21 protein-coding genes and 1 pseudogene are annotated in these 17,943 nt (G+C 54.7%); 11 read left to right on the top strand and 11 right to left on the bottom strand.

Annotation, left to right across the window (positions count from 1 at the left end):
* Nucleotides 1–63: 63 nt before the first annotated feature.
* The 5 genes from AC0QHF_RS27850 to AC0QHF_RS27830 all read right to left on the bottom strand — a co-directional run bounded on the left by AC0QHF_RS27850 (nucleotide 64) and on the right by AC0QHF_RS27830 (nucleotide 4,299).
* Nucleotides 64–813, bottom strand: a complete 750-nt coding sequence (locus AC0QHF_RS27850; RefSeq protein ID WP_324707542.1) for a sulfotransferase family protein — start codon at nucleotides 811–813, stop codon at nucleotides 64–66.
* A gap of 300 nt (nucleotides 814–1,113) precedes the next feature.
* Complete coding sequence (locus tag AC0QHF_RS27845) at nucleotides 1,114–1,476, bottom strand: phage holin family protein (RefSeq protein ID WP_324707541.1); 363 nt, start codon at nucleotides 1,474–1,476, stop codon at nucleotides 1,114–1,116.
* Between the two features lie 39 nt (nucleotides 1,477–1,515).
* Nucleotides 1,516–2,607 carry a redox-regulated ATPase YchF gene (ychF, locus tag AC0QHF_RS27840; RefSeq protein ID WP_324707540.1) on the bottom strand — a complete coding sequence of 364 codons (1,092 nt, stop codon included), beginning with the start codon at nucleotides 2,605–2,607 and terminating at the stop codon, nucleotides 1,516–1,518.
* 101 nt (nucleotides 2,608–2,708) lie between these two features.
* Nucleotides 2,709–3,458, bottom strand: coding sequence for a Uma2 family endonuclease (locus tag AC0QHF_RS27835; protein WP_324707539.1), 750 nt, complete (start codon nucleotides 3,456–3,458; stop codon nucleotides 2,709–2,711).
* A gap of 271 nt (nucleotides 3,459–3,729) precedes the next feature.
* Nucleotides 3,730–4,299 (bottom strand): tetratricopeptide repeat protein, encoded by a 570-nt coding sequence (locus AC0QHF_RS27830; RefSeq protein ID WP_324707538.1) that lies wholly within the window; start codon nucleotides 4,297–4,299, stop codon nucleotides 3,730–3,732.
* A gap of 328 nt (nucleotides 4,300–4,627) precedes the next feature.
* Between AC0QHF_RS27830 and AC0QHF_RS27825 the strand changes: the two genes are divergently transcribed.
* The 3 genes from AC0QHF_RS27825 (at nucleotide 4,628) to AC0QHF_RS27815 (ending at nucleotide 7,289) form a co-directional block, all read left to right on the top strand.
* Nucleotides 4,628–5,056 carry a tellurite resistance TerB family protein gene (locus AC0QHF_RS27825; RefSeq protein WP_324707537.1) on the top strand — a complete coding sequence of 143 codons (429 nt, stop codon included), beginning with the start codon at nucleotides 4,628–4,630 and terminating at the stop codon, nucleotides 5,054–5,056.
* Between the two features lie 224 nt (nucleotides 5,057–5,280).
* Entirely contained in the window at nucleotides 5,281–6,312 is a 1,032-nt protein-coding gene (locus AC0QHF_RS27820; protein ID WP_324707536.1) for a hemopexin repeat-containing protein, read from the top strand.
* Nucleotides 6,313–6,326: 14 nt separating this feature from the next.
* Nucleotides 6,327–7,289 carry a putative 2-dehydropantoate 2-reductase gene (locus tag AC0QHF_RS27815; protein ID WP_324707535.1) on the top strand — a complete coding sequence of 321 codons (963 nt, stop codon included), beginning with the start codon at nucleotides 6,327–6,329 and terminating at the stop codon, nucleotides 7,287–7,289.
* A 14-nt stretch (nucleotides 7,290–7,303) separates the two neighbouring features.
* Here AC0QHF_RS27815 and AC0QHF_RS27810 read toward each other — a convergent pair whose 3' ends face one another.
* Nucleotides 7,304–8,338 carry a J domain-containing protein gene (locus AC0QHF_RS27810; RefSeq protein WP_324707534.1) on the bottom strand — a complete coding sequence of 345 codons (1,035 nt, stop codon included), beginning with the start codon at nucleotides 8,336–8,338 and terminating at the stop codon, nucleotides 7,304–7,306.
* Between the two features lie 353 nt (nucleotides 8,339–8,691).
* A complete protein-coding gene (locus tag AC0QHF_RS27805) occupies nucleotides 8,692–9,096 on the bottom strand; it encodes a ribbon-helix-helix protein, CopG family (RefSeq protein ID WP_324707533.1) in 405 nt (134 codons plus the stop codon).
* A gap of 238 nt (nucleotides 9,097–9,334) precedes the next feature.
* On the opposite strand from AC0QHF_RS27805, the gene AC0QHF_RS27800 reads away from it, so the two are divergent.
* On the top strand, nucleotides 9,335–9,952 hold the full coding sequence (locus tag AC0QHF_RS27800) for a chorismate lyase (protein ID WP_324707532.1): 618 nt from the start codon (nucleotides 9,335–9,337) through the stop codon (nucleotides 9,950–9,952).
* A gap of 27 nt (nucleotides 9,953–9,979) precedes the next feature.
* Here AC0QHF_RS27800 and AC0QHF_RS27795 read toward each other — a convergent pair whose 3' ends face one another.
* Nucleotides 9,980–10,198: a hypothetical protein gene (locus AC0QHF_RS27795; protein WP_324707531.1), complete on the bottom strand. Its 219-nt coding sequence runs from the start codon at nucleotides 10,196–10,198 to the stop codon at nucleotides 9,980–9,982.
* Between the two features lie 114 nt (nucleotides 10,199–10,312).
* On the opposite strand from AC0QHF_RS27795, the gene AC0QHF_RS27790 reads away from it, so the two are divergent.
* On the top strand, nucleotides 10,313–10,810 hold the full coding sequence (locus AC0QHF_RS27790; protein WP_324707530.1) for a GNAT family N-acetyltransferase: 498 nt from the start codon (nucleotides 10,313–10,315) through the stop codon (nucleotides 10,808–10,810).
* Between the two features lie 83 nt (nucleotides 10,811–10,893).
* Here AC0QHF_RS27790 and AC0QHF_RS27785 read toward each other — a convergent pair whose 3' ends face one another.
* Together AC0QHF_RS27785 and AC0QHF_RS27780 are read right to left on the bottom strand one after the other, a co-directional pair.
* Nucleotides 10,894–11,268, bottom strand: coding sequence for a YkgJ family cysteine cluster protein (locus AC0QHF_RS27785; protein WP_324707529.1), 375 nt, complete (start codon nucleotides 11,266–11,268; stop codon nucleotides 10,894–10,896).
* A gap of 22 nt (nucleotides 11,269–11,290) precedes the next feature.
* On the bottom strand, nucleotides 11,291–13,261 hold the full coding sequence (locus tag AC0QHF_RS27780) for a Ycf66 family protein (protein ID WP_324707528.1): 1,971 nt from the start codon (nucleotides 13,259–13,261) through the stop codon (nucleotides 11,291–11,293).
* A 172-nt stretch (nucleotides 13,262–13,433) separates the two neighbouring features.
* On the opposite strand from AC0QHF_RS27780, the gene AC0QHF_RS27775 reads away from it, so the two are divergent.
* The 5 genes from AC0QHF_RS27775 (at nucleotide 13,434) to AC0QHF_RS27755 (ending at nucleotide 16,895) form a co-directional block, all read left to right on the top strand.
* On the top strand, nucleotides 13,434–13,928 hold the full coding sequence (locus AC0QHF_RS27775) for a hypothetical protein (protein ID WP_324707527.1): 495 nt from the start codon (nucleotides 13,434–13,436) through the stop codon (nucleotides 13,926–13,928).
* Between the two features lie 242 nt (nucleotides 13,929–14,170).
* Nucleotides 14,171–14,989 carry a M15 family metallopeptidase gene (locus AC0QHF_RS27770; RefSeq protein WP_324707526.1) on the top strand — a complete coding sequence of 273 codons (819 nt, stop codon included), beginning with the start codon at nucleotides 14,171–14,173 and terminating at the stop codon, nucleotides 14,987–14,989.
* A 122-nt stretch (nucleotides 14,990–15,111) separates the two neighbouring features.
* Nucleotides 15,112–15,795 carry an ATP-dependent Zn protease gene (locus AC0QHF_RS27765; protein WP_324707525.1) on the top strand — a complete coding sequence of 228 codons (684 nt, stop codon included), beginning with the start codon at nucleotides 15,112–15,114 and terminating at the stop codon, nucleotides 15,793–15,795.
* 167 nt (nucleotides 15,796–15,962) lie between these two features.
* Complete coding sequence (locus AC0QHF_RS27760; protein ID WP_324707524.1) at nucleotides 15,963–16,313, top strand: PadR family transcriptional regulator; 351 nt, start codon at nucleotides 15,963–15,965, stop codon at nucleotides 16,311–16,313.
* Between the two features lie 42 nt (nucleotides 16,314–16,355).
* Nucleotides 16,356–16,895, top strand: a complete 540-nt coding sequence (locus tag AC0QHF_RS27755) for a cofactor assembly of complex C subunit B (protein ID WP_324707523.1) — start codon at nucleotides 16,356–16,358, stop codon at nucleotides 16,893–16,895.
* Between the two features lie 256 nt (nucleotides 16,896–17,151).
* Here the strand turns inward: AC0QHF_RS27755 and AC0QHF_RS27750 are convergent, their stop codons facing one another.
* Nucleotides 17,152–17,472, bottom strand: coding sequence for a DUF3155 domain-containing protein (locus tag AC0QHF_RS27750; protein WP_324707547.1), 321 nt, complete (start codon nucleotides 17,470–17,472; stop codon nucleotides 17,152–17,154).
* Between the two features lie 266 nt (nucleotides 17,473–17,738).
* On the opposite strand from AC0QHF_RS27750, the pseudogene AC0QHF_RS27745 reads away from it, so the two are divergent.
* Nucleotides 17,739–17,943 (top strand): annotated as a pseudogene (locus AC0QHF_RS27745) (sensor histidine kinase); the annotation flags it as partial.

The following is a 17,943-nucleotide window of genomic DNA, read 5'->3' as shown; positions in this document are numbered from 1 at the left end:
TGCAACAAATTGTTACAACTCCCCCTCCCCCGATTCGCCGGAAAAGGGATTGCCAGAGATAAGCTATACGTCCCGCAGACTGTAACCGAAATGATTGACTCTCGACTCGAAGCGGTTGATAATGTATCCGGTATAGATAAATTTAATCGGGTTGCGCCGATCGCCCCACCAATTAAAGTAGCGATCGTTGACTCCCTGGCGAATTTTGTCCGAAGCGATCGCCGCCGTTTCCAGGCCCAGAAACTCATAAATTCGATCCAGAGTCCCCCCGGGATCGGCGATCAGATTTTCGTATCGGAGAACCAACACCCGATTGAGGTAGGGGCGATCGCTCTCAAATCGTTCGTAACAGACCAGCCAATGTTCGATCAGGGAGTGTATGCGGGTATGACTCCACTTTTTGGTTGCGTAGGAAACCGCGATCGGATGTCGCATCACAATGATAAACCTGGAATTGGGGAATAGAGCCTGCAAAAAACGAGTCCGCACCAAATTCGGGGGGGACTTTTCCAGCAAAAAGGGCTTTTGTAAATCCCAGTAAGGACTCCACTGCCGGAATAGCTTTTCGGCATTTTCCGGCGAAACCAGGGGCGATCGTTCGTCCAAAAAAGAATTGGAATTGAAACCAAACCGACCCGGCCCCCCAAACTCCTGGGCGGCGGGATAGACGGACTGCAGGTGTTGCCCTTCATCCTCCGTGGCCCCCGTGTCTCGAAAACCGCTGATTTGCGGATGTTCGGCCAGGAGGCGTCCCAACAGTGTCGTCCCGCTTCTGTGGAGTCCGCCAATAAATATGAATTGATGTTCCGGCATCAGATGGCTTGTGCGACAACACCATCATTCTAAGCCGGGGCACAACCAGAGGCGATCGCACTCAACCTGACACCTTCGGACTCTGACCCAAGCTCTCACCACTCAACCCCCCCCACCATCCGCTCTCACCCGTCCGGGGTGTAACTAGGCCAGCGCACAGCGCTATAAAACTGCTTGAGATCATGAATAGCTGATAGCTGAAGGCTGACGGCGGATTGCCAAAAAAAATCGGCCCGAAATTAATCTGCCGATCGCGATCGCATTTTTTTCATCATTTTTCCGAGCACCGATCCGGCCAGCTTAGAATCCGGCCGTCCCCAAAACTTGATACATGATAGAGTTGATGAAACTGAGGGCGATCGCGCCGATCAGCGCACTCCAAATCCCCCACCGCAGGCGAAATCCCGGCACCAGCCAAGCCGCCAGACCAAAAATCACCATGTTCAGCAGCCAGGTGATCACAAAAGTGGAAAAAACTATCTGTGCGGGTAAAACCAGAGTCCTCAAAACCGGGCGCACGAAAGCATTCAACAATCCGAAAATTGCCGAGGACAAGAGCGCCTTTTTGAAATCGTCAATTTCGACCCCGGTAAATCGGCTGAGTTGGGCGATCACAAACAAGCTGACCGCAGTCACCAGCCAAGCGACAATCAAACTTACCATATAATTCGTCTCCGCAATGAGATCTCGATACTGCTGCTATTAAACATTAAATCGGAACAATACCACGTCTCCTTCTTGAACCACATACTCTTTCCCCTCGGACCGAACCAATCCTTTTTCCTTCGCCGCATTCATCGATCCGTGTTCCACCAAATCCTGATAGGCGATGGTTTCCGCCCGGATGAAACCCCGTTCAAAATCCGAGTGAATCACCCCTGCGGCTTGGGGTGCGGACATCCCGGCCCGGATCGTCCAGGCGCGAGTTTCCTTCGGCCCGGTGGTCAGAAAGGTTCGCAAACCCAACAGTTCGTAGGTGGCTTTGATCAAAGATTTGAGGCCCCCTTCTTCCACCCCCAGGGATTCCAAAAAATCCTGTCGTTCCTCATCCGACAATTCGATCAATTCCGATTCCACCTGGGCGGAAATAATCACGACCTGGGCATTTTCTCCCGATGCGATCGCCCGCACCTTTTCCACCCAGTCATTCCCCGTCGCCAAATCCTCTTCCGACACGTTCGCCGCGTAAATAATCGGCTTGCGCGTTAGCAGTCCCAGAGATTTGATCGCCTCGGTTTCTTCCTCCGTCAAATCCGCCAGCCGCGCCGATTTTCCTTCATTTAAAACCGCCGCCACCTTTTCCAGCGCCCCCAATTCCAGTTGAGCCTCCTTGCTGGTGCGGGCCTGTTTGCGGGTGCGATCGATGCGACGTTCCACCTGGCTCAAATCCGCCAGCGCCAATTCCAAATTGATAATTTCGATATCCCGAGCCGGATCGACGGACCCCGAAACGTGGATGATATCATCATTTTCAAAACAGCGCACCACCTGCACGATCGCATCCACTTCCCGGATGTGGGAGAGAAACTGGTTCCCCAACCCTTCCCCCTGACTCGCCCCCTGCACCAGTCCGGCGATATCCACGAACTCGATGCGCGTCGGGACGATCTGCTCCGAACTGGAAAGTTTCCCGAGCACCTGCAACCGCTCGTCCGGAACCGCCACCACGCCGACATTCGGCTCGATGGTGCAAAAGGGAAAGTTGGCGGCCTGGGCCTTGGCATTAGCCACCAGGGCGTTAAAAAGGGTCGATTTTCCGACGTTGGGGAGTCCGACGATTCCTGCTGTGAGCATACCGATTGCAAAGGGTTTTACCAAAGATAGGATAGCAGACGGACATCGAAAAATGTCAATCTGATCAAATCTGCCGCGATCGACTCAGCTTCCCCGACAACTCAGAGGGTTTCGGGATCGATATTTAATTCTCGCAGTTTGGCGATTAATTTTTCATTGCGTTGCTGTTCGGCTGTAAGTTGTTGTTCTGTGGTTTCCAATCGCTGTTCTGTCATCTGTCGTTGTTGTCGTGCGATCGCCGCGTCTTCTTCAGGAGTGGGAACCAATTCCCCTTCGGGGGTAAAAAATCGGAGTTGTTTTTCGTGAATTCCCAGACATAATTGTAACTGGTGACTCCACAAATGCCCCCTTTCGTTGGGCTGTAAATCCTGGTATTCTCCATTCAACAGGCAAAATCCTTTAAACTCAAGGGTTTGCGGAGAAAACCAAAAATATTCGGGGGTGCGAAATATATCTTGATAAATCTGTTTTTTGGTGGTGCGATCTACTGTTGCCGTCGAATCCGATAACAATTCGATAATGACGTGGGGATACTTTCCCCCTTCTTCCCACAGAACCCAACTTTTCCGGGGTTTCCGTTCCGTATTCAACACCACGAAGAAATCCGGCCCGCGAAAATCCTTCGTTTTTACCTGTTCGGGGCTGTAGTAAATCGTCAGATTTCCCGTGGCAAAATAATCCGTCCGGTCTTGCCACAGCCAGTCCAGACATTTAAGCAACAGCACCAGTTGTTGTAGATGCAAATGGCTTTCCAAGGGCGGTTCCTCACTTTCCAAATCTCCGGGAGGAAATTCAATTTCTTCCCATTCGGTTTCGGCTTGCAGTGTTTCCAATTCCTGGGCAGGTGTCATAGCAGCCTCCGATGCAATCCTTATATTATAGCAGTGGGCGGGTTATATAGCAGTTTTCTATCCAGTGCGATACATCCGATCCCCCTAAATCCCCCTTAAAAAGGGGGTCTTTGAATGGGTCTTACAACCCGTTGCCAATCAAAATAAATGGTGCCCAATAGTAGGGATGATTCAAATCGGAAACGACCTCCGGTTTCAAGTCGTCCCGCAGCGATACCAAAGGGCAATCCGGCAAATTCCACTTCACGATCGCCGATTTGAGCCGGACGAATCAGGGCGGGATCGGCAAACGCCCCCGCCAATACTTTGGGTTCCGGTTGCGGTCGGGTGTCCATTTCCGGCAAAGAAGTGGCGGTTCTCGGGCAGTACAACGCCTGCCGAAAATGCCTAAGTTGCCCAAGCTTATTTTTTCAACATCACGAAAGCCAATTTCTTGAAGAATCACTAAAGACTGCTGGTCAAACTCGATCGCCTTTTGTTTTTCCCCCAAGGCATCGTAGACCTTACCGATATTATTGAGGGTGGTGGCTTCTTGTTGGCGATCGCCCACCGCTTGAAACAAGGGCAAAGCTTGCTCGTAATACTCCAGAGCTTGCTGTTTTTCCCAAAAATCATTGTAGACTCGACCCAGAACCATTTGAGCCGTCGCTTGCTTGGCGGGATTCCCGCCTTGTTCGTATAACCTCGCCGCCTCCTCAAAATAGGAAATGGCAGCCCGTAAAGACTCCGCCGTTCCTTCTTCAAACAGTTCCCATCCCCGCTGGAAGCTGGCATCCGCCGTGTCCGAGTCAGACTGTTGGGCGATGAGTTCCTGTTGGGGCACTTGCGGCGATCGCGCCATCGTCTCGGTACTGTAAAGACAACTCGCACCAATTTTGGGGGGAACCGGATTGACTCCCCTCGCGAGCCCCCCTAACCCCCATCCCCCCCAACCCCCATCCCCCCCAGCCCCCCACCCCCCCAGCCCCCATCCCCCCCAGCCCCCCTTTGAAAGGGGGGAGAAAGGGGGGAGAAAGGGGGGAGTAAGGGGGGAGATAGGGGGGAACCGGAGTTTCAAGTCCCCCACAGTTGGGGGATTTAGGGGGCTCGGTGGGGCATTGGAAAAAATTGACATCCGGTGTCATCATTGTCGTGAGCGAAAATACTCCAACACGAGGAGCCATTGAATTATGTCCGAATCCACCGATCGCAGCGGCATGAAACTGTCTGCCCCCGAAGCCTTCGCCGCGATCGCCCTCATCGCGGTGGCCGCAGACGGTTACATTACCGGGAGCGAGTCCCAGGCCGTCACCGCCACCCTGTCGCGGATGCAGCTTTTCGGGGAATATTCCGGGGAACAAAAGCGAGAACTGCTCGATCGCCTGCTGACGGAGATCAAAACCAAGGGCTATGAAGACCTATTAAAAGCGGCGATCCAAAGCATTCCCAAAGAGTTGCGAGAGACGGCCTTCGCGATCGCCACCGACATCACCCTCGCCGACGGCGAGATCGCCGAAGAGGAAGAAAACCTTCTCAACGACCTCTACAGTTCCCTCGAAATCTCCGAGGATATCGCCACCCAAATTATCGATGTGATGCTCATCAAAAATCGGGGCTGATAGTCAACCCATCCCCGGCTATTAATGGAGTCGGTTTGTTGGTCAATTCCATCGGCTTTTCAATGGGGTTCGGGCTGGGATTGAGTCGGGGGTTGGGAATCGGGAGTCGGGGCGATCGACCGTTCCGATTTACGATTCCCGCCCAATTGTCAAAAAATCACAAATTTCGGGATATAATATTTGCAGATATCATCACCTCAATTGAGCAACTCATTGACCGAACTGTGTTCTACTCTCGAACTGTTTATTTTCAGGAAACGGATGCCGCCGGAGTCGTCTATTTTGCCAACGTGATGGCGATGTGTCACGAAGCCTATGAAGCCTCTCTAATTCATGCCGGCATCGACCTGAAAACGTTTTTTACAAACCCCGACTTTGCCATTCCCATTGTCCGCGCAGAGGTCGATTACCGCCGGCCAATTTTTTGCGGCGATCGCCTGCAAATTCATCTATTTCCCCGCAAAATTAGCCAAGATACCTTTGAAATCGATTACCAAATTGGCTTCGCAGAAAAGCCCGAAACGCGGGTCGCCATCGGACTGACAAAGCACATTTCGATCCATCCATCCAGCCGCCGGCGACAACCTTTTCCAGAGGAAATTAATCGCTGGCTGGCCGAAGAACGGGCCGAAGATTTACTCAAAAATCTGGATGCCGTCGCCATTTGGAATAATGGGAAAGCCTATTTTTTTAGGGGCGATGAATATTTGAGTTATGATGTCAACATCGCCCGCATCGATCGCGGCTATCCCCAAAAAATAAACCTGGGAAAATGGAAAAAATTTCCCCCTAAGTTCGGGGCAGGGATTACGGCGGCGGTCGTCCTCAAAAATGGCAAAGCACTGTTTTTTAAAGGAAACCAATATATCCGCTACGATCTGGAAAGCGATCGCGTCGATCCGGGCTATCCGCAAACCCTCGACAGCGGCAACTGGCCGGGGTGGCCCCCACATTTTTACGGGGGCATCGACACGGCGTTTCGGTGGAACAATAAAATTTATATTTTTAAGGGAGATGAATACATCCGCTACGACTTGGCAAAGGAGTTGACTGACCTCGGTTATCCCCAAAAAATAAACAGCGAAACCTGGCCCGGTTTGTCCCCAAAATTCGCCTCGGGAATCGAGGTTGCCTTCCCGTGGAGGGATGGCCGAGTTTATTTTTTCAAAGGTGACGAATATATTTGCTATAATATGAATCGAAATTGTACGGAATCGGAACAGCCGCAAACGGTGAGTTCCTGGTCGGGTTGGTAACGCGATTAATTGATATGGATTTTTCTTCGAGTTTTGAAGGACGGCGCAGCTACGCGATTATCGGGACGGGTGCGATCGGCGGGTTCTACGGCGCGAAATTGCAGCGATCTGGGTGCGACCTGCATTTTCTGATGCGGGGGGATTACGATCGCGTCTGTCGGCACGGCTTGGAAATCGAATCCCCCTGGGGAAACTTTCACCTTCCCGAAGTCAACGCCTACAATACCCCCGAAAAGATGCCCCCCTGCGACGTGGCGATCGTGGCTTTAAAAACCACCCAAAATCATTTGCTCTCCCAAATTTTACCCCGAGTTTTGAAACCCGAGGGCGCGGTTTTGGTGCTGCAAAATGGATTGGGAATCGAACCCCAAATCGCCGAAATTGTCGGGGGCGATCGCGTTCTGGGGGGAATTTGCGTGATTTGTTCCAATAAAATTAAACCGGGCTACATCCGCCATCTCGACTACGGGACAGTCAAACTCGCCGAATATACCGGCGGCTACAAACCCGGCGGCATGACGGACCGGCTGCGACAAATTTGCGGCGATTTTGAACGGGCTGGAATTCCGGTTGAATGGCGGGACGATTTGCTTTCCATCCGCTGGGAAAAGTTGGTTTGGAATATTCCCTACAATGGATTGTCCGTGGTTTTAAATGCGCGGACGGACGAGATGATGGGCGATCGCCACACCCGAATTTTGGTCGAAGAAATCATGGGGGAAGTCCTCCGGGGGGCCGCAGCGTGCGATCGCACCCTCCCCCGGGAAGTCATTGATCGGATGCTGTCCCACACCGAAAAAATGACCCCCTACCGCACCAGCATGAAAATCGATTTCGACGAAAAACGTCCCCTGGAAGTCGAGGCAATTTTTGGCAACCCGCTGGAGATGGCAAAGCGAGGCGGGGTCGAACTGACGCGCATCCGGATGGTGTACCAACAGTTAAAATTTTTAGATGCAAGAAACGCTATAAATTGACCGTTTGAGCGGATCTATATGATAATTTCTCCCAACAATTCTTCCAACAATTTTTCCATCATATCCATACTTTTTCTTCGCAAAACTTCCGGCCCCCGCAAAAATTCTTGGATCGTCATTTTATTTTGGTGGAAGTCTCGCACGAAGTCCCGCACTTCTTCGCCGAATTTTACCGAAGCCTCGACCTGTTTTAACATAGTTGAAACCAGATCAAATCCGTGCTTTTTCGCTTTTCTGTAGTCGGACACCATCGCCCCCTCCGGCGTGCGTTTCACCTGCCGCAGTTCCCGCTTCAAATTCTCATATTGGGTGGCGAGTAAATCATTTTGCTGTTCGAGAATCTTACACTGTCGCGTCAAGCCGTCCTCGCTGCCGTCGATGGATTCTCCAACCTGATGTTGTCTTTCAATTTCCAACAGTCGCGCCAGATCGCCTTCCTTGTAGGCGCGATTGATTTCTTTCATGATTTCGGTGTGGTTCATCCGGGTGTCGTCATCCGTCACCAAATCGGGGTGAAAAATTTCGGCGAGTCGGAGAAAGGTTTGGCGGATTTTGCGGGAATCTCCGGCGTTATTTTCACGGTCCCGCTGCGGGGATTCTTCCCCTTCCCCAAACTCGTCGCACGGGGGACGATTTGAACCGAATTCGCGATCGCGTTCTTCTCCGTCCGGCGTCGAAAATAAGTCGTCGAGGGAAATATCGTCCTCATCGTCGTCGAGTTGGTAACTGATCAACCCGGCGTCTTGGAGACTTCGATAAATGGAACAGATATCTTTGCGGGTTTGTTTCCCCAGTTTTCGCTTCGTTAAAATGTCTTTAAAATAACCGTGGATTTCGCGATCGATTTCCGCCATTTTCTCCACGGCGGGGGCGCTGCGACCGAAAATTTCCGTCGCCACCGATCGCATTTGTTCGACAAAATTCTTGAGTTCCGTCCGCTTGCGCTTAATTTGTTTGAGTAGCCATTGATGCCGCTCTTCCAAAGCCGCTTTGCGATCGTGTAATGCAGAGTGCGCGAGAGAGGCGGAGGGCTGCGGGGATGATGCCATGAGTCTTAGATCCCAGAAACATTACGGTTCGATTTTAAAGGATATAGCGCTACGCGCAAGTCAAAAGTCAAAAGTCACCCATGGCAAAGTCAAAAGTTGATGACCAGGGATTTTCAGCCCTCGAAAAAAGTGGATATCATCCCCGACCGCATCCCCCCATCCCCCCCAGCCCCCATCCCCCCCAGCCCCCCTTTGAAAGGGGGGAGAATTGGGGGAGAAAGGGGGGAGAAAGGGGGGTGAAAGGGGGGAGAATTGGGGGGAGAAAGGGGGGTGAAAGGGGGGAGAATGAAACAGCCCTGCTTTTCAAGGGGGATAATGGTGAATCGTTCAGCTTTCATTAAATCGGCAACGGCTCAATCCGGCAAAAAATCGGTCAAAATTTCGTCGGGTTCGTCGTAAATTTCCTCATCGTCATCATCCACCACCGGGGGATTGGACAATCCCGGCGTGACCGTCCCCCAACCGACGCGACGTTCCAGAGTGGCGACTCGGGATTCGAGTAATTCCAGCGACACCGCCGTTTTTTCCAATACAAATAATTTTCGTCGCAGGTCGGAAACTTCCCGTTTGAGGAGTTCCAATTCGACCGGAGAAGGGGAAGAAGTGAGAATGTCGATCGCCAAATATTGTCCGACGGCCTCCCGCAGCAGTTCGGAGATCGGACGTCCGGTTTGTCGGGAACGTTCCTGAAGCTGATTCACCCACTCCTGGGGAATGGCGATGTTAACGGTCCTGTCGTCTGGGAACTCGGACATCATATCAAATCCTAATTGATCGCCCACAAAACATTTGGGGGGCGGGAGTCGGGAATTTTAGATTTTAAATTTCCCGGCTTGGAAGGAGTGAGGAATGAGAAATTTCTCACTTCTCACTTCTCTTTCCTCCCTTCTCTTTCCTCCCCCCACCCCCCACCCGAAATTAATTATAGTCCCAGTTGATGCCCGAATCCCCGAGAAGCGCTATGATAAAAACCGAGGTTAAGATTTGTAAAGACCATTGACTGCCAGTGTAAGTTCCACCAATCCCATCAAACAGCCGTTGGGCTGGCATCGCCTCCGGTGTCGTTGGCAAGGCGGCGAGGACGTCGTGCGACAGGGACTCCCCCACGGCCAACTGTCTCCGACCTGGCAAATTCTGCTACTCGGGGACGGTTCCCCCACTCGCCACCTGCAATTGTTGACGGGGGAACCGACGGAAGTTGACGTCATCGATATGTCCCCCATCGGCATGAATACGGACGGCGCCCCGGCTTTGATTCAGGCGGTTCCGGGGCCTCGGCTGCGGCGTCAGGTGTGGTTGCGGACGGCCTCCGGACAGCGTTTGGCCTACGCCACCTCCTGGTGGGAAAACAGCCACGTTGACGAGTACCTGCAAAACCGATCGCTGCCCATTTGGGCGAGTTTGGCCCGCCTCAGAACCGAGTTATATCGGGACGTCCAGGGCCTTTACTACGGCGACTCCAAAGCCTTGGAATTGGCCTTCGGACAGCCCGGGCCATTTTGGGGGCGGCACTATCTTTTTTGGCATCACGGCGAACCGCTGACGCTGATTTACGAGGTATTTTCTCCCTACTTGACCAAGTATTTGGGGCCGACCCAAATGCGGGAGGATTAGGTCGATTGTGCGGGTTTGAGAATTGAATTACTCCATGCGATCGCTGTAGAGAGATTGCAATAAATTCTCCAATTTTTCTTCGGAACAGCATTCGATCAGGGCGTCAAATCCATCCACCAGGCGGGCGGCGGTTTCCCCCAAAGTCGGACTCATGCCCCACACGTCCTGAACCCAATCCCCGGGGCGATCGTCGATGAAAATCAGGCGTTCGAGGAGTTGTTTCGCTTCGGTTTTAGAGAGCGTCATGATAGAATATCTGACCAATTACTGTCTTAAATTTTAACAAATTTTTGAGGAAAGAACCCCACCCAACCCTCCCCTTGTGAATGGGAGGGCGATGATTTAGAATTTCTGGAGAATATGAACGTTCGTTTGCGATCAACCCGGGTCGAGGATTTGGAGTTTGTCGTCGGTGCGGAAAATCACCCGGACAATTGTGATTTCGTTTCCCAGTGGAGTCGGGCGGAACACGAGGCGGCTCTTTCCGACGGCAATAAAAAACATTTTATTGTGGAGAATGTCAAAACGACCGAACCCGTCGGTTATGTGATTTTAGAAGATGTGCGAAGCCCCCACAAAAGCGTTTGTCTGAAACGAATTGTCATGACAGAAAAGGGGAAGGGGTACGGGCGAGAAACGCTGCGTCTGGCGAAACGTTTGGTTTTTGAAAGTCTAAAAGCGCACCGCCTCTGGTTAGATGTGAAAGATTACAATACCCGGGCAAAGTTGCTGTATGAGTCGGAAGGGTTTGTCGTCGAGGGGTTGTTGAGAGACTGTTGTCGATCGCGAGGACAATTCGAGTCCTATTATATTTTGTCGATGTTGGAGGACGAATATTTTGCCAATGGGAAAGAGTAGGACAGAGGCAACAGGCCCTAGGCCATAGGCGGGGTGAGGGGGAAGGGGGAAAACTCTACTCCCTAATACCGACTCCCCACTCCCTACTCCCCACTCCCTGACTCTTCTTCCCAGCCGACGGCAGCGTTGAACCGTTCCATTTCCGGGGAGCGATCGCCGTAAACGCCCTCAATTTGTTGCTGGCAACAGTCGATCGCGAAATCGTTCAATTCCTCTGGTTCGACGCCGTAAAGATCCTGGAACACGTCCGCCCGGACGCGGCAGAATCGGGGGCGCGCGCTGTAAATTCGACAGTCCCGATTTTCGCGATCGAAATGGATGCACCATCCGTCCGCTCCCACCAAGCTCAGATAGATTTCGAGTTCCTCCGCACAAAGATAATCTTCCAATTCCGGGCGTTCTGTCGGGTCGAGATGACAGCACGCGCCACACCGTTTCACACAAAGCCAGGTTGCCACGTCAATAATCTGTTGAATTGAGTCACTTCTTCGGCCGTTTCGGACGCTGCAATGCTGGCGGGATCTCATCCTCGGCAGTCGCCTCCTCAGAATCCGGGGCGGCGTCCGATGTCGCCCTCGTTTCCGCTTCCGGTTTAGGTTCCGAAACGTTCCCTTCCTCCGATTTTACAGACTCCGACACTTCGGCGGGGGGGTCCGGTTCGGCTTCCGGGGAGCGATCGATCGCCGTGTTCGGCGGTTCCTCGGAAGATGGGGACTCTTCCGGTTCGGCGGGAGACTTGGTTTCGAGCACCTCTTCCACCGCCGATGGAGAGGCCTCAGTAGCCATCATCGTTTCAAACGGCGATCTTTCTGGGGTTTCCGCCGGTTCCGCCTCGGTTTCCGGCGTCGCCGAGACGACGGATTCGACAATTTCCCCCTGCCGTTCTTCGGCTTCGGTTTCGACGGCGGAAACGTCGGTGGCGGGTGGGGGTTGGGGCGTTTCTTCCGCGTCCGCGATCGCACCCAGGATATCCGCCGGGGGTTCGGCCTCCTCGGACGCCTCGACATTCGAGATGTTGCGGGCCGTCCCCTCCGAGGCTGCGATCGCCCCCAGGGTGTCCGCCGGGGGCGGGGTTTCCGTCGCCTCGGAACTCACCGCCTCCGTTGCGATCGGTTCCGTTTGCCATTCGTCATCGCCCTCATCCCAATCAGAAGGGGACGGCGTCTCCCCGGCAGAAACGGGCGGTTCCGGTGGGGCGGGGGGAGTCGGCGGCGTTTCGGGTTCGGTCGGCGTTTTCTGGGCGAACAAGCCTTTCAGGTTGGACAAGATTTGGCCGAATCCCCCCGGTGTTTTGTCGGGTTCGGCGGCATCTTCCTCGGGTTGGGCCTCCTCGACAACTGCCACGGCGGCATCTTCCTCGGGTTGAGCCTCCTCGACAACTGCCACGGTGGTGTCTTCCTCGGGTTGGGCCTCCTCGACAACTGCCACGGCGGCATCTTCCTCGGGTTGGGCCTCCTCGACAACTGCCACGGTGGTGTCTTCCTCGGCCACCGTCGGAGTTTCGGGGGTTTCGGGAACGTCCGGGGTTCCCGGTTCATCCGGCGCGGTAACGGCTTCGGGGGCGGGGGTTTCCGCCTCGGCGGCGGACTCGTCAACCGTCCCTTCGGTTTGGGCTATTTCGCCCTCGGTGGGGGCGATCGCGGGGTTGAGCACTTCAACTTCCCGTGCTTCGGATACCGTCGCGGGGGGTTGCGGTTCCGTCGCGGGGGCGGGGGTTTCCGCGACTTCCCGGGGGATCGATTCCGCGATCGCCGGTTCGGCCACGGTTTCGGGTTCCGCCGTCGCCGCCGGTTCGGGGGTTTCCGCCGGTTGGGGGGGTGTGAGGGGGGGCGATTTCGCGCCGCCGCCCAAAATGCTTGAGACGCGCCGCTTCACTCCATCGGGGATGGGAGTTTGAAGCTGAAGGGGGGTGACTTCCCGGCGGAGGGTGAGGGTTTGCCAACCCAACCAGCCCAGGAGGGCGACGCTCGACATTTGCCCCAGCAGGATCGCGCCGGTGAAGCGTCCGGCACAAGCCCAGAGGATCAGGGCGTAAAACAGTCCGACGCCGCTCCAGAGCCAGTCACTCTTGCGATGCACCTCCGGAAAGAAGAAGGCGGCCATGTACAGGGCGAAGCTCCCCAAACCGACAGCGATCGCCAGGATGTATGCCAACATCTTTAACTCCCACGCGCTCAACATATTTCTACTCCGCACATTGTACCTCCGTATACGACTAGACTGATAATGTTTGATGTCGCGATCGCCCATCAGTTTGATGTCGTCCTCGTAGCGGTGGAAGTGAGCGCAGGTTCCGGCTCCGGTGTCGCCGTTCAAAACCCCTCCGCAGGCGGCGCTGAAGGTGTCCCACACGCTCGGTTTGCGCCCCCCCTCCCCGATCGCGCCCTCGATCTGATAGGATGCGGTAGCCCTACCCCAGATCAAATCTTTTGGAAACTGATAGCTGACCATAGATGTGTCCGATTCCCTGTTTTGAACTTTCGGGCCCTGCCGTCCGCCGTCAACCCTTTCGGGTTTTTCGCGGAATTTTCCCGGCGCGAAATCCGTCGGGGCGATCGGGCGATCGCGGTAAAATTAAGAACGCACCAGATCTGGGATCTCAATACCCAATCGCGGGAGGAATATGATGCTCAAAAAACTTCGGGTTTTCGGCTTAATTTTCATACTGGTCGTCGGATTGGTTTTGACCGGACTGACGGCCCCCGTTTTTGCCGCTTCTCTACCCCAACCCGACGAGGTGGGAGATTATATCGGCAATTCCAATCACGTCTATTGGCAAGTCGTCGATCCCGATCCGCAAGGGTTAAATTGTCGCATGGGCGAACAATCCATCGAGGAAATCTGGAATCCCGACAACCCCGGATTTCCCCCCATCGGCTCTTGGCCCGCCGTCACCACGTTGCAGGAAAATGAGGTATTCGAGGGAAAACTCAGCTACGGGGGATTCATTTTCACCTTCGACGACAACCGCGATCCTTGGATTTTTATCAAGAACAAGTCCGACGGAACCCCCGCCAACTGTTTCGTCCGGGCGAATCATTTGTTCGTCCAACCCGTAGAAGAACCGATCGCGGAAGAACCGGAATCAACGGAATCCGAATCGGTCGCCGATTCGTAACCGGGAAAATGGACGCGATCGCGGGTCGGGTCTGCTTCTGAAAGCGCCCGACTTCGATATTTTTTATATCTAAATTGCTGATAAAATAGCCGTGAATTTAACTTTACAATCCTGAGTCAATTTTTTGATCCCCGGCCGAGCGATCGCCCAATCAAGGTGGCATTTCCCCCCTCAACAGCTAAAATCAATAGACGTTGAGTCTGGATGGACGTGCAGGAGTGACATTGTTGAATAATGCCGATATGTCTGAAAATGCGGATCGCATCCCGCCCGTGACGGCCGACGACATCCCGGAGGCCATCCGCGATACCCCCGCCGCCGACGCCGCAGCGATCGGCCGATCCCGGCGAAAGCTGCGGTTTTGGCAGTGGTTGGGGATCGCGATCGCCACATTTTTGGTCACTTTGGGGTTAAACTACCGATTCGGAATTCTGGTGAGCCGCCCCCCCGCCGACTTGCCGGAACCGGAACCGGTCGCCACGGCACCATCTGCGAGCTCGGCCGCCGTCCCTCCAGAACCCGAAGCCGAACCCTCCGACGACCTCCTCGGCCATCTTCCCTACGAAGAAGCCCCCCGAGACGCTCTCAAGGCTTTGACGGCCGACGGCGCCATCCGCCTGCGTCCGGCGGCGGCGGACGCCTTTTTTGAAATGGCCCGGGCGGCCCGCAACGAGGGCATTTACCTGCTCCCCCTGTCCGGGTTCCGCAGCCTCGAAGATCAGGAATTTCTCTTTTTCGAGGTCAAAGCCCAGCGGGGGCAGGTGGCCAGCCAGCGGGCGGAAGTCAGCGCCCCCCCGGGCTACAGCGAACATCATACCGGCTACGCCATCGACATCGGAGATGCCGACAACCCCGCCACCCATGTCGATGTCAGTTTCGAGCAAACCCGGGCCTTTGAGTGGCTCCAACAAAATGCGCCTTACTATAGCTTTGAGCTATCATTTCCGAAAGACAATCCTCAAGGGGTCAGTTACGAACCCTGGCACTGGCGGTATGTCGGCGATCGCCACAGTCTGGAAACCTTCTACAAGGCGAAATCGACCGAAACCGAACCCCGCTGAAACGGCCAGGACGCTTCGGACTTCAACCTCCCGACACCGAGGCAGTTCGAGCTCTCGGACCCATCTGAGCTGTTGCCTTTTGCCCGTTGCCCGTTGCCCGTTGCCTTCTAAATAAAGAGCCGATGCGAGAAACTTCTCTGAACCTGATTGCCATCACCATTTTTACCCTGACGATGACGGCCCTGCTTGGGCCGATGTTCGACCTTTCGGCCACCATTCCGGCAGGGATGGCGTTCGTATTGCTGGGGTTGGCGACCCTCGACACGTTCACCCTGCGGGGTCAGGGATCGACAATTTTGGTCGATTGGCTGGCGGGCACCTCCGGCCAAACCCGCGATCGCGTCCTCCGCCACGAAGCCGGCCATTTTTTGGTCGCCCACCTGCAGGGCATCCCCGTCGAAGGGTACGCCCTCACCGCCTGGGAGGCCTTCCGACAGGGGCAGACCGCCCAGGGGGGGGTGCGATTCGACGATCGCGAACTGATGGCACAACTGCAAGCGGGGACGATCTCCGGGGAGGCCATCGACAAATACTGCCAGGTGTGGATGGCCGGGGTCGCCGCCGAAACCCTGGTTTACGACCGCGCCGAGGGCGGTATGGAAGACCGCCAGAAAATCGCGGCCCTGTGGGTCCAACTCGGACGTCCCCCCCAGGAAGCCCAAATGAAGCAGCGCTGGGCCACCTGGCAGGCGAAAACCCTCATCGAAACCCACCGCCCCGCCTACGATGCCCTGGTGGACGCGATGGCGCGGCGGGCCCCCGTCGCCGAATGTTTGCACGCCATCGCCGGTCGGATTCGATCCTAAATTCTTCCAAAAGATACAAAATATTCAAAATGCGGCGATCGCTTCCCCAAATGGTGACTTCATTGACCAAACGCTTCCCGAGAAACGCGATAAATTAGATCGCAACAGTCAGTGGACACCCCTTGCCTCCGCCAAGGAGGGGTAAGGTTATCGAGTGGGAGAATCCGATGACGTTTGAAGACATCTATCGATTTTTTAAAGAGCCACCGCCGATTTATCTCAACAAGGAGTTGGCGGTGTGTTACGTTTTGTCGGTGTTTTTGCGCGCAGACTCCTACGGAACCGAGTTGATTCAGCGTTTGGAGCAAGAGTACGCCACCTATCGGCTCTCCGATACGGTTCTGTATACCGCTTTGAAGTTCTTGGAACGGGAGGGGACGATCGCGGGATACTGGAAAAAAGTGGACGGTCGGGGCCGGCCCCGGCGAATGTACCAGGTGTTGCCGGAATTTCGCAACCAAGCCCAGGAACTCGCCCGACTCTGGCACGACTACGCATCTCAACGTACACTAACTTAAGGTAGTGTGCGATCGCACGGCGCAGTTAGTCCTACAAAATCCATGACCTTCACTGTCATTCCATCCACCTTCTTTCTCACCCTCCTGTTGGGGGTGGGTCTGTTTTTCTTTGTCCGAGCTTCCGTTAAGGATCGGACGCAGCAGGAAACCCTGTCCGCGGATCGAGATGCGGACGCCCTGTTGGAGCAAATTCAACACTACTTCGGCTCCCGCGCCTACCGGCCGGTCGCCATCGACCGCCAAGACAACGCCATCACCTACGAAGGCGTCGTCCGCCCCAGTTGGTTTCTGGCCGTCTTTCTCACCCTGCTGACCGCCGCGGGGACTCTCTGTTTGGGACTGGTGCTTTCGATGGTCGTCCCGGGGGCCGGCTACTGGTTTTTGACCCTCGCCCTGGTTTCCCCCCTCGCCGGCATTTTTTATTGGCAACGGGCCAAACGCCCCGAGCGGGTTTCCCTCAAACTCGAAGCCGTCATCGACTCTGAGAGCCAAACCCAAAGCGTCATCCGGGTGACGGCCCACCGAGATGAACTCATTACCCTCAAACAAACATTGGGCTTGAAACCCTCAGAGTCGGCTTGAACGGCGGACGGGGTGGGTGGGTTGCACCATGCCGGCGATCGCGTTATAATCGACGGCTCCGGACGACAGCCCGCCCTCGGCTCGGTTTCCCGACCCGATCGCTCGGTCTGATCAGATCCCCCTGAACGATGGGCGACGATTATTTTTTGAGAGCCCAACCGCTCACGACTTTGATCGTGTGAGAATGCACGGGCCCCATCAGTCTGTGGTCGGGAATCCGGCAAAAAAAATGATGCTCTCAGTCCCCCATCGAAAATTAGACGCGAGTCGTGGCCGCACTCACGAGGTGAGTTGTTTTTTCGGCAATATGCTTTAAACTGGGAAACAAAAAATGGTTTTCTTCGACATATTGAGCGCCAAATAAGCCCTTCTCGGCCCAGAAATAACGGTCGGTGGTATGCTCATTTCGCTTGACGAGGAGCAAAGCCGGCGGAATTATGCCCTCCGAGTGAATGTACTTTCGGGCTGCTGTTACCGGTTTATCTTCGCCACTAGAAATGCTATATTGAGGCACGCACTCAAGAATTCTCCGTCCTTCTTGTCTGCGACGGCTCTTCCGCTTACGTCTTCTAGCCAACTTCTTTACCTCCTCTTTGAGCAGATGGGTGTAAATATAGCTACCAAATCCGAGAAAATTATACCGGTTCTGGCCTGAAATTTCAATATCCTTTAATAGATTGATACAAATAAGAGAGAAGCATCCGGTTGTCAGAAAGGGACGGATTCTCCCCGGATGGGTCGGCTCCACGGGGTTCGCCCGCCCCATTTCGGGCTGAAAAGTCCCCGTTGGGGAACTGTCACGATTCCCTGACGGATGGCGATCGCATTCAGGTTGAACGATCTATGGCCACGAGTTCCGAATTTGTCACCCTCTGCCAAGCCCAAGTCTCCCTGATTGCCAGTCTCGGCGCCTCCCTGAGCATCGTCTACCTGACGGAAGACCGGGTGAAAGGGGAACGGGGAAAACTGATTCCCATCGCCGCCTACCCGGAACTGCCCGTCGTCGGTGTCGGGGAGGCGATCCCGATCCGCCTGCCCGACACCGACG

This window comes from Lyngbya sp. CCY1209 (assembly GCF_055795065.1).
The sequence above is the reverse complement of the archived record's forward strand: the minus strand, read 5'-3'. Positions and strand labels throughout refer to the sequence as shown.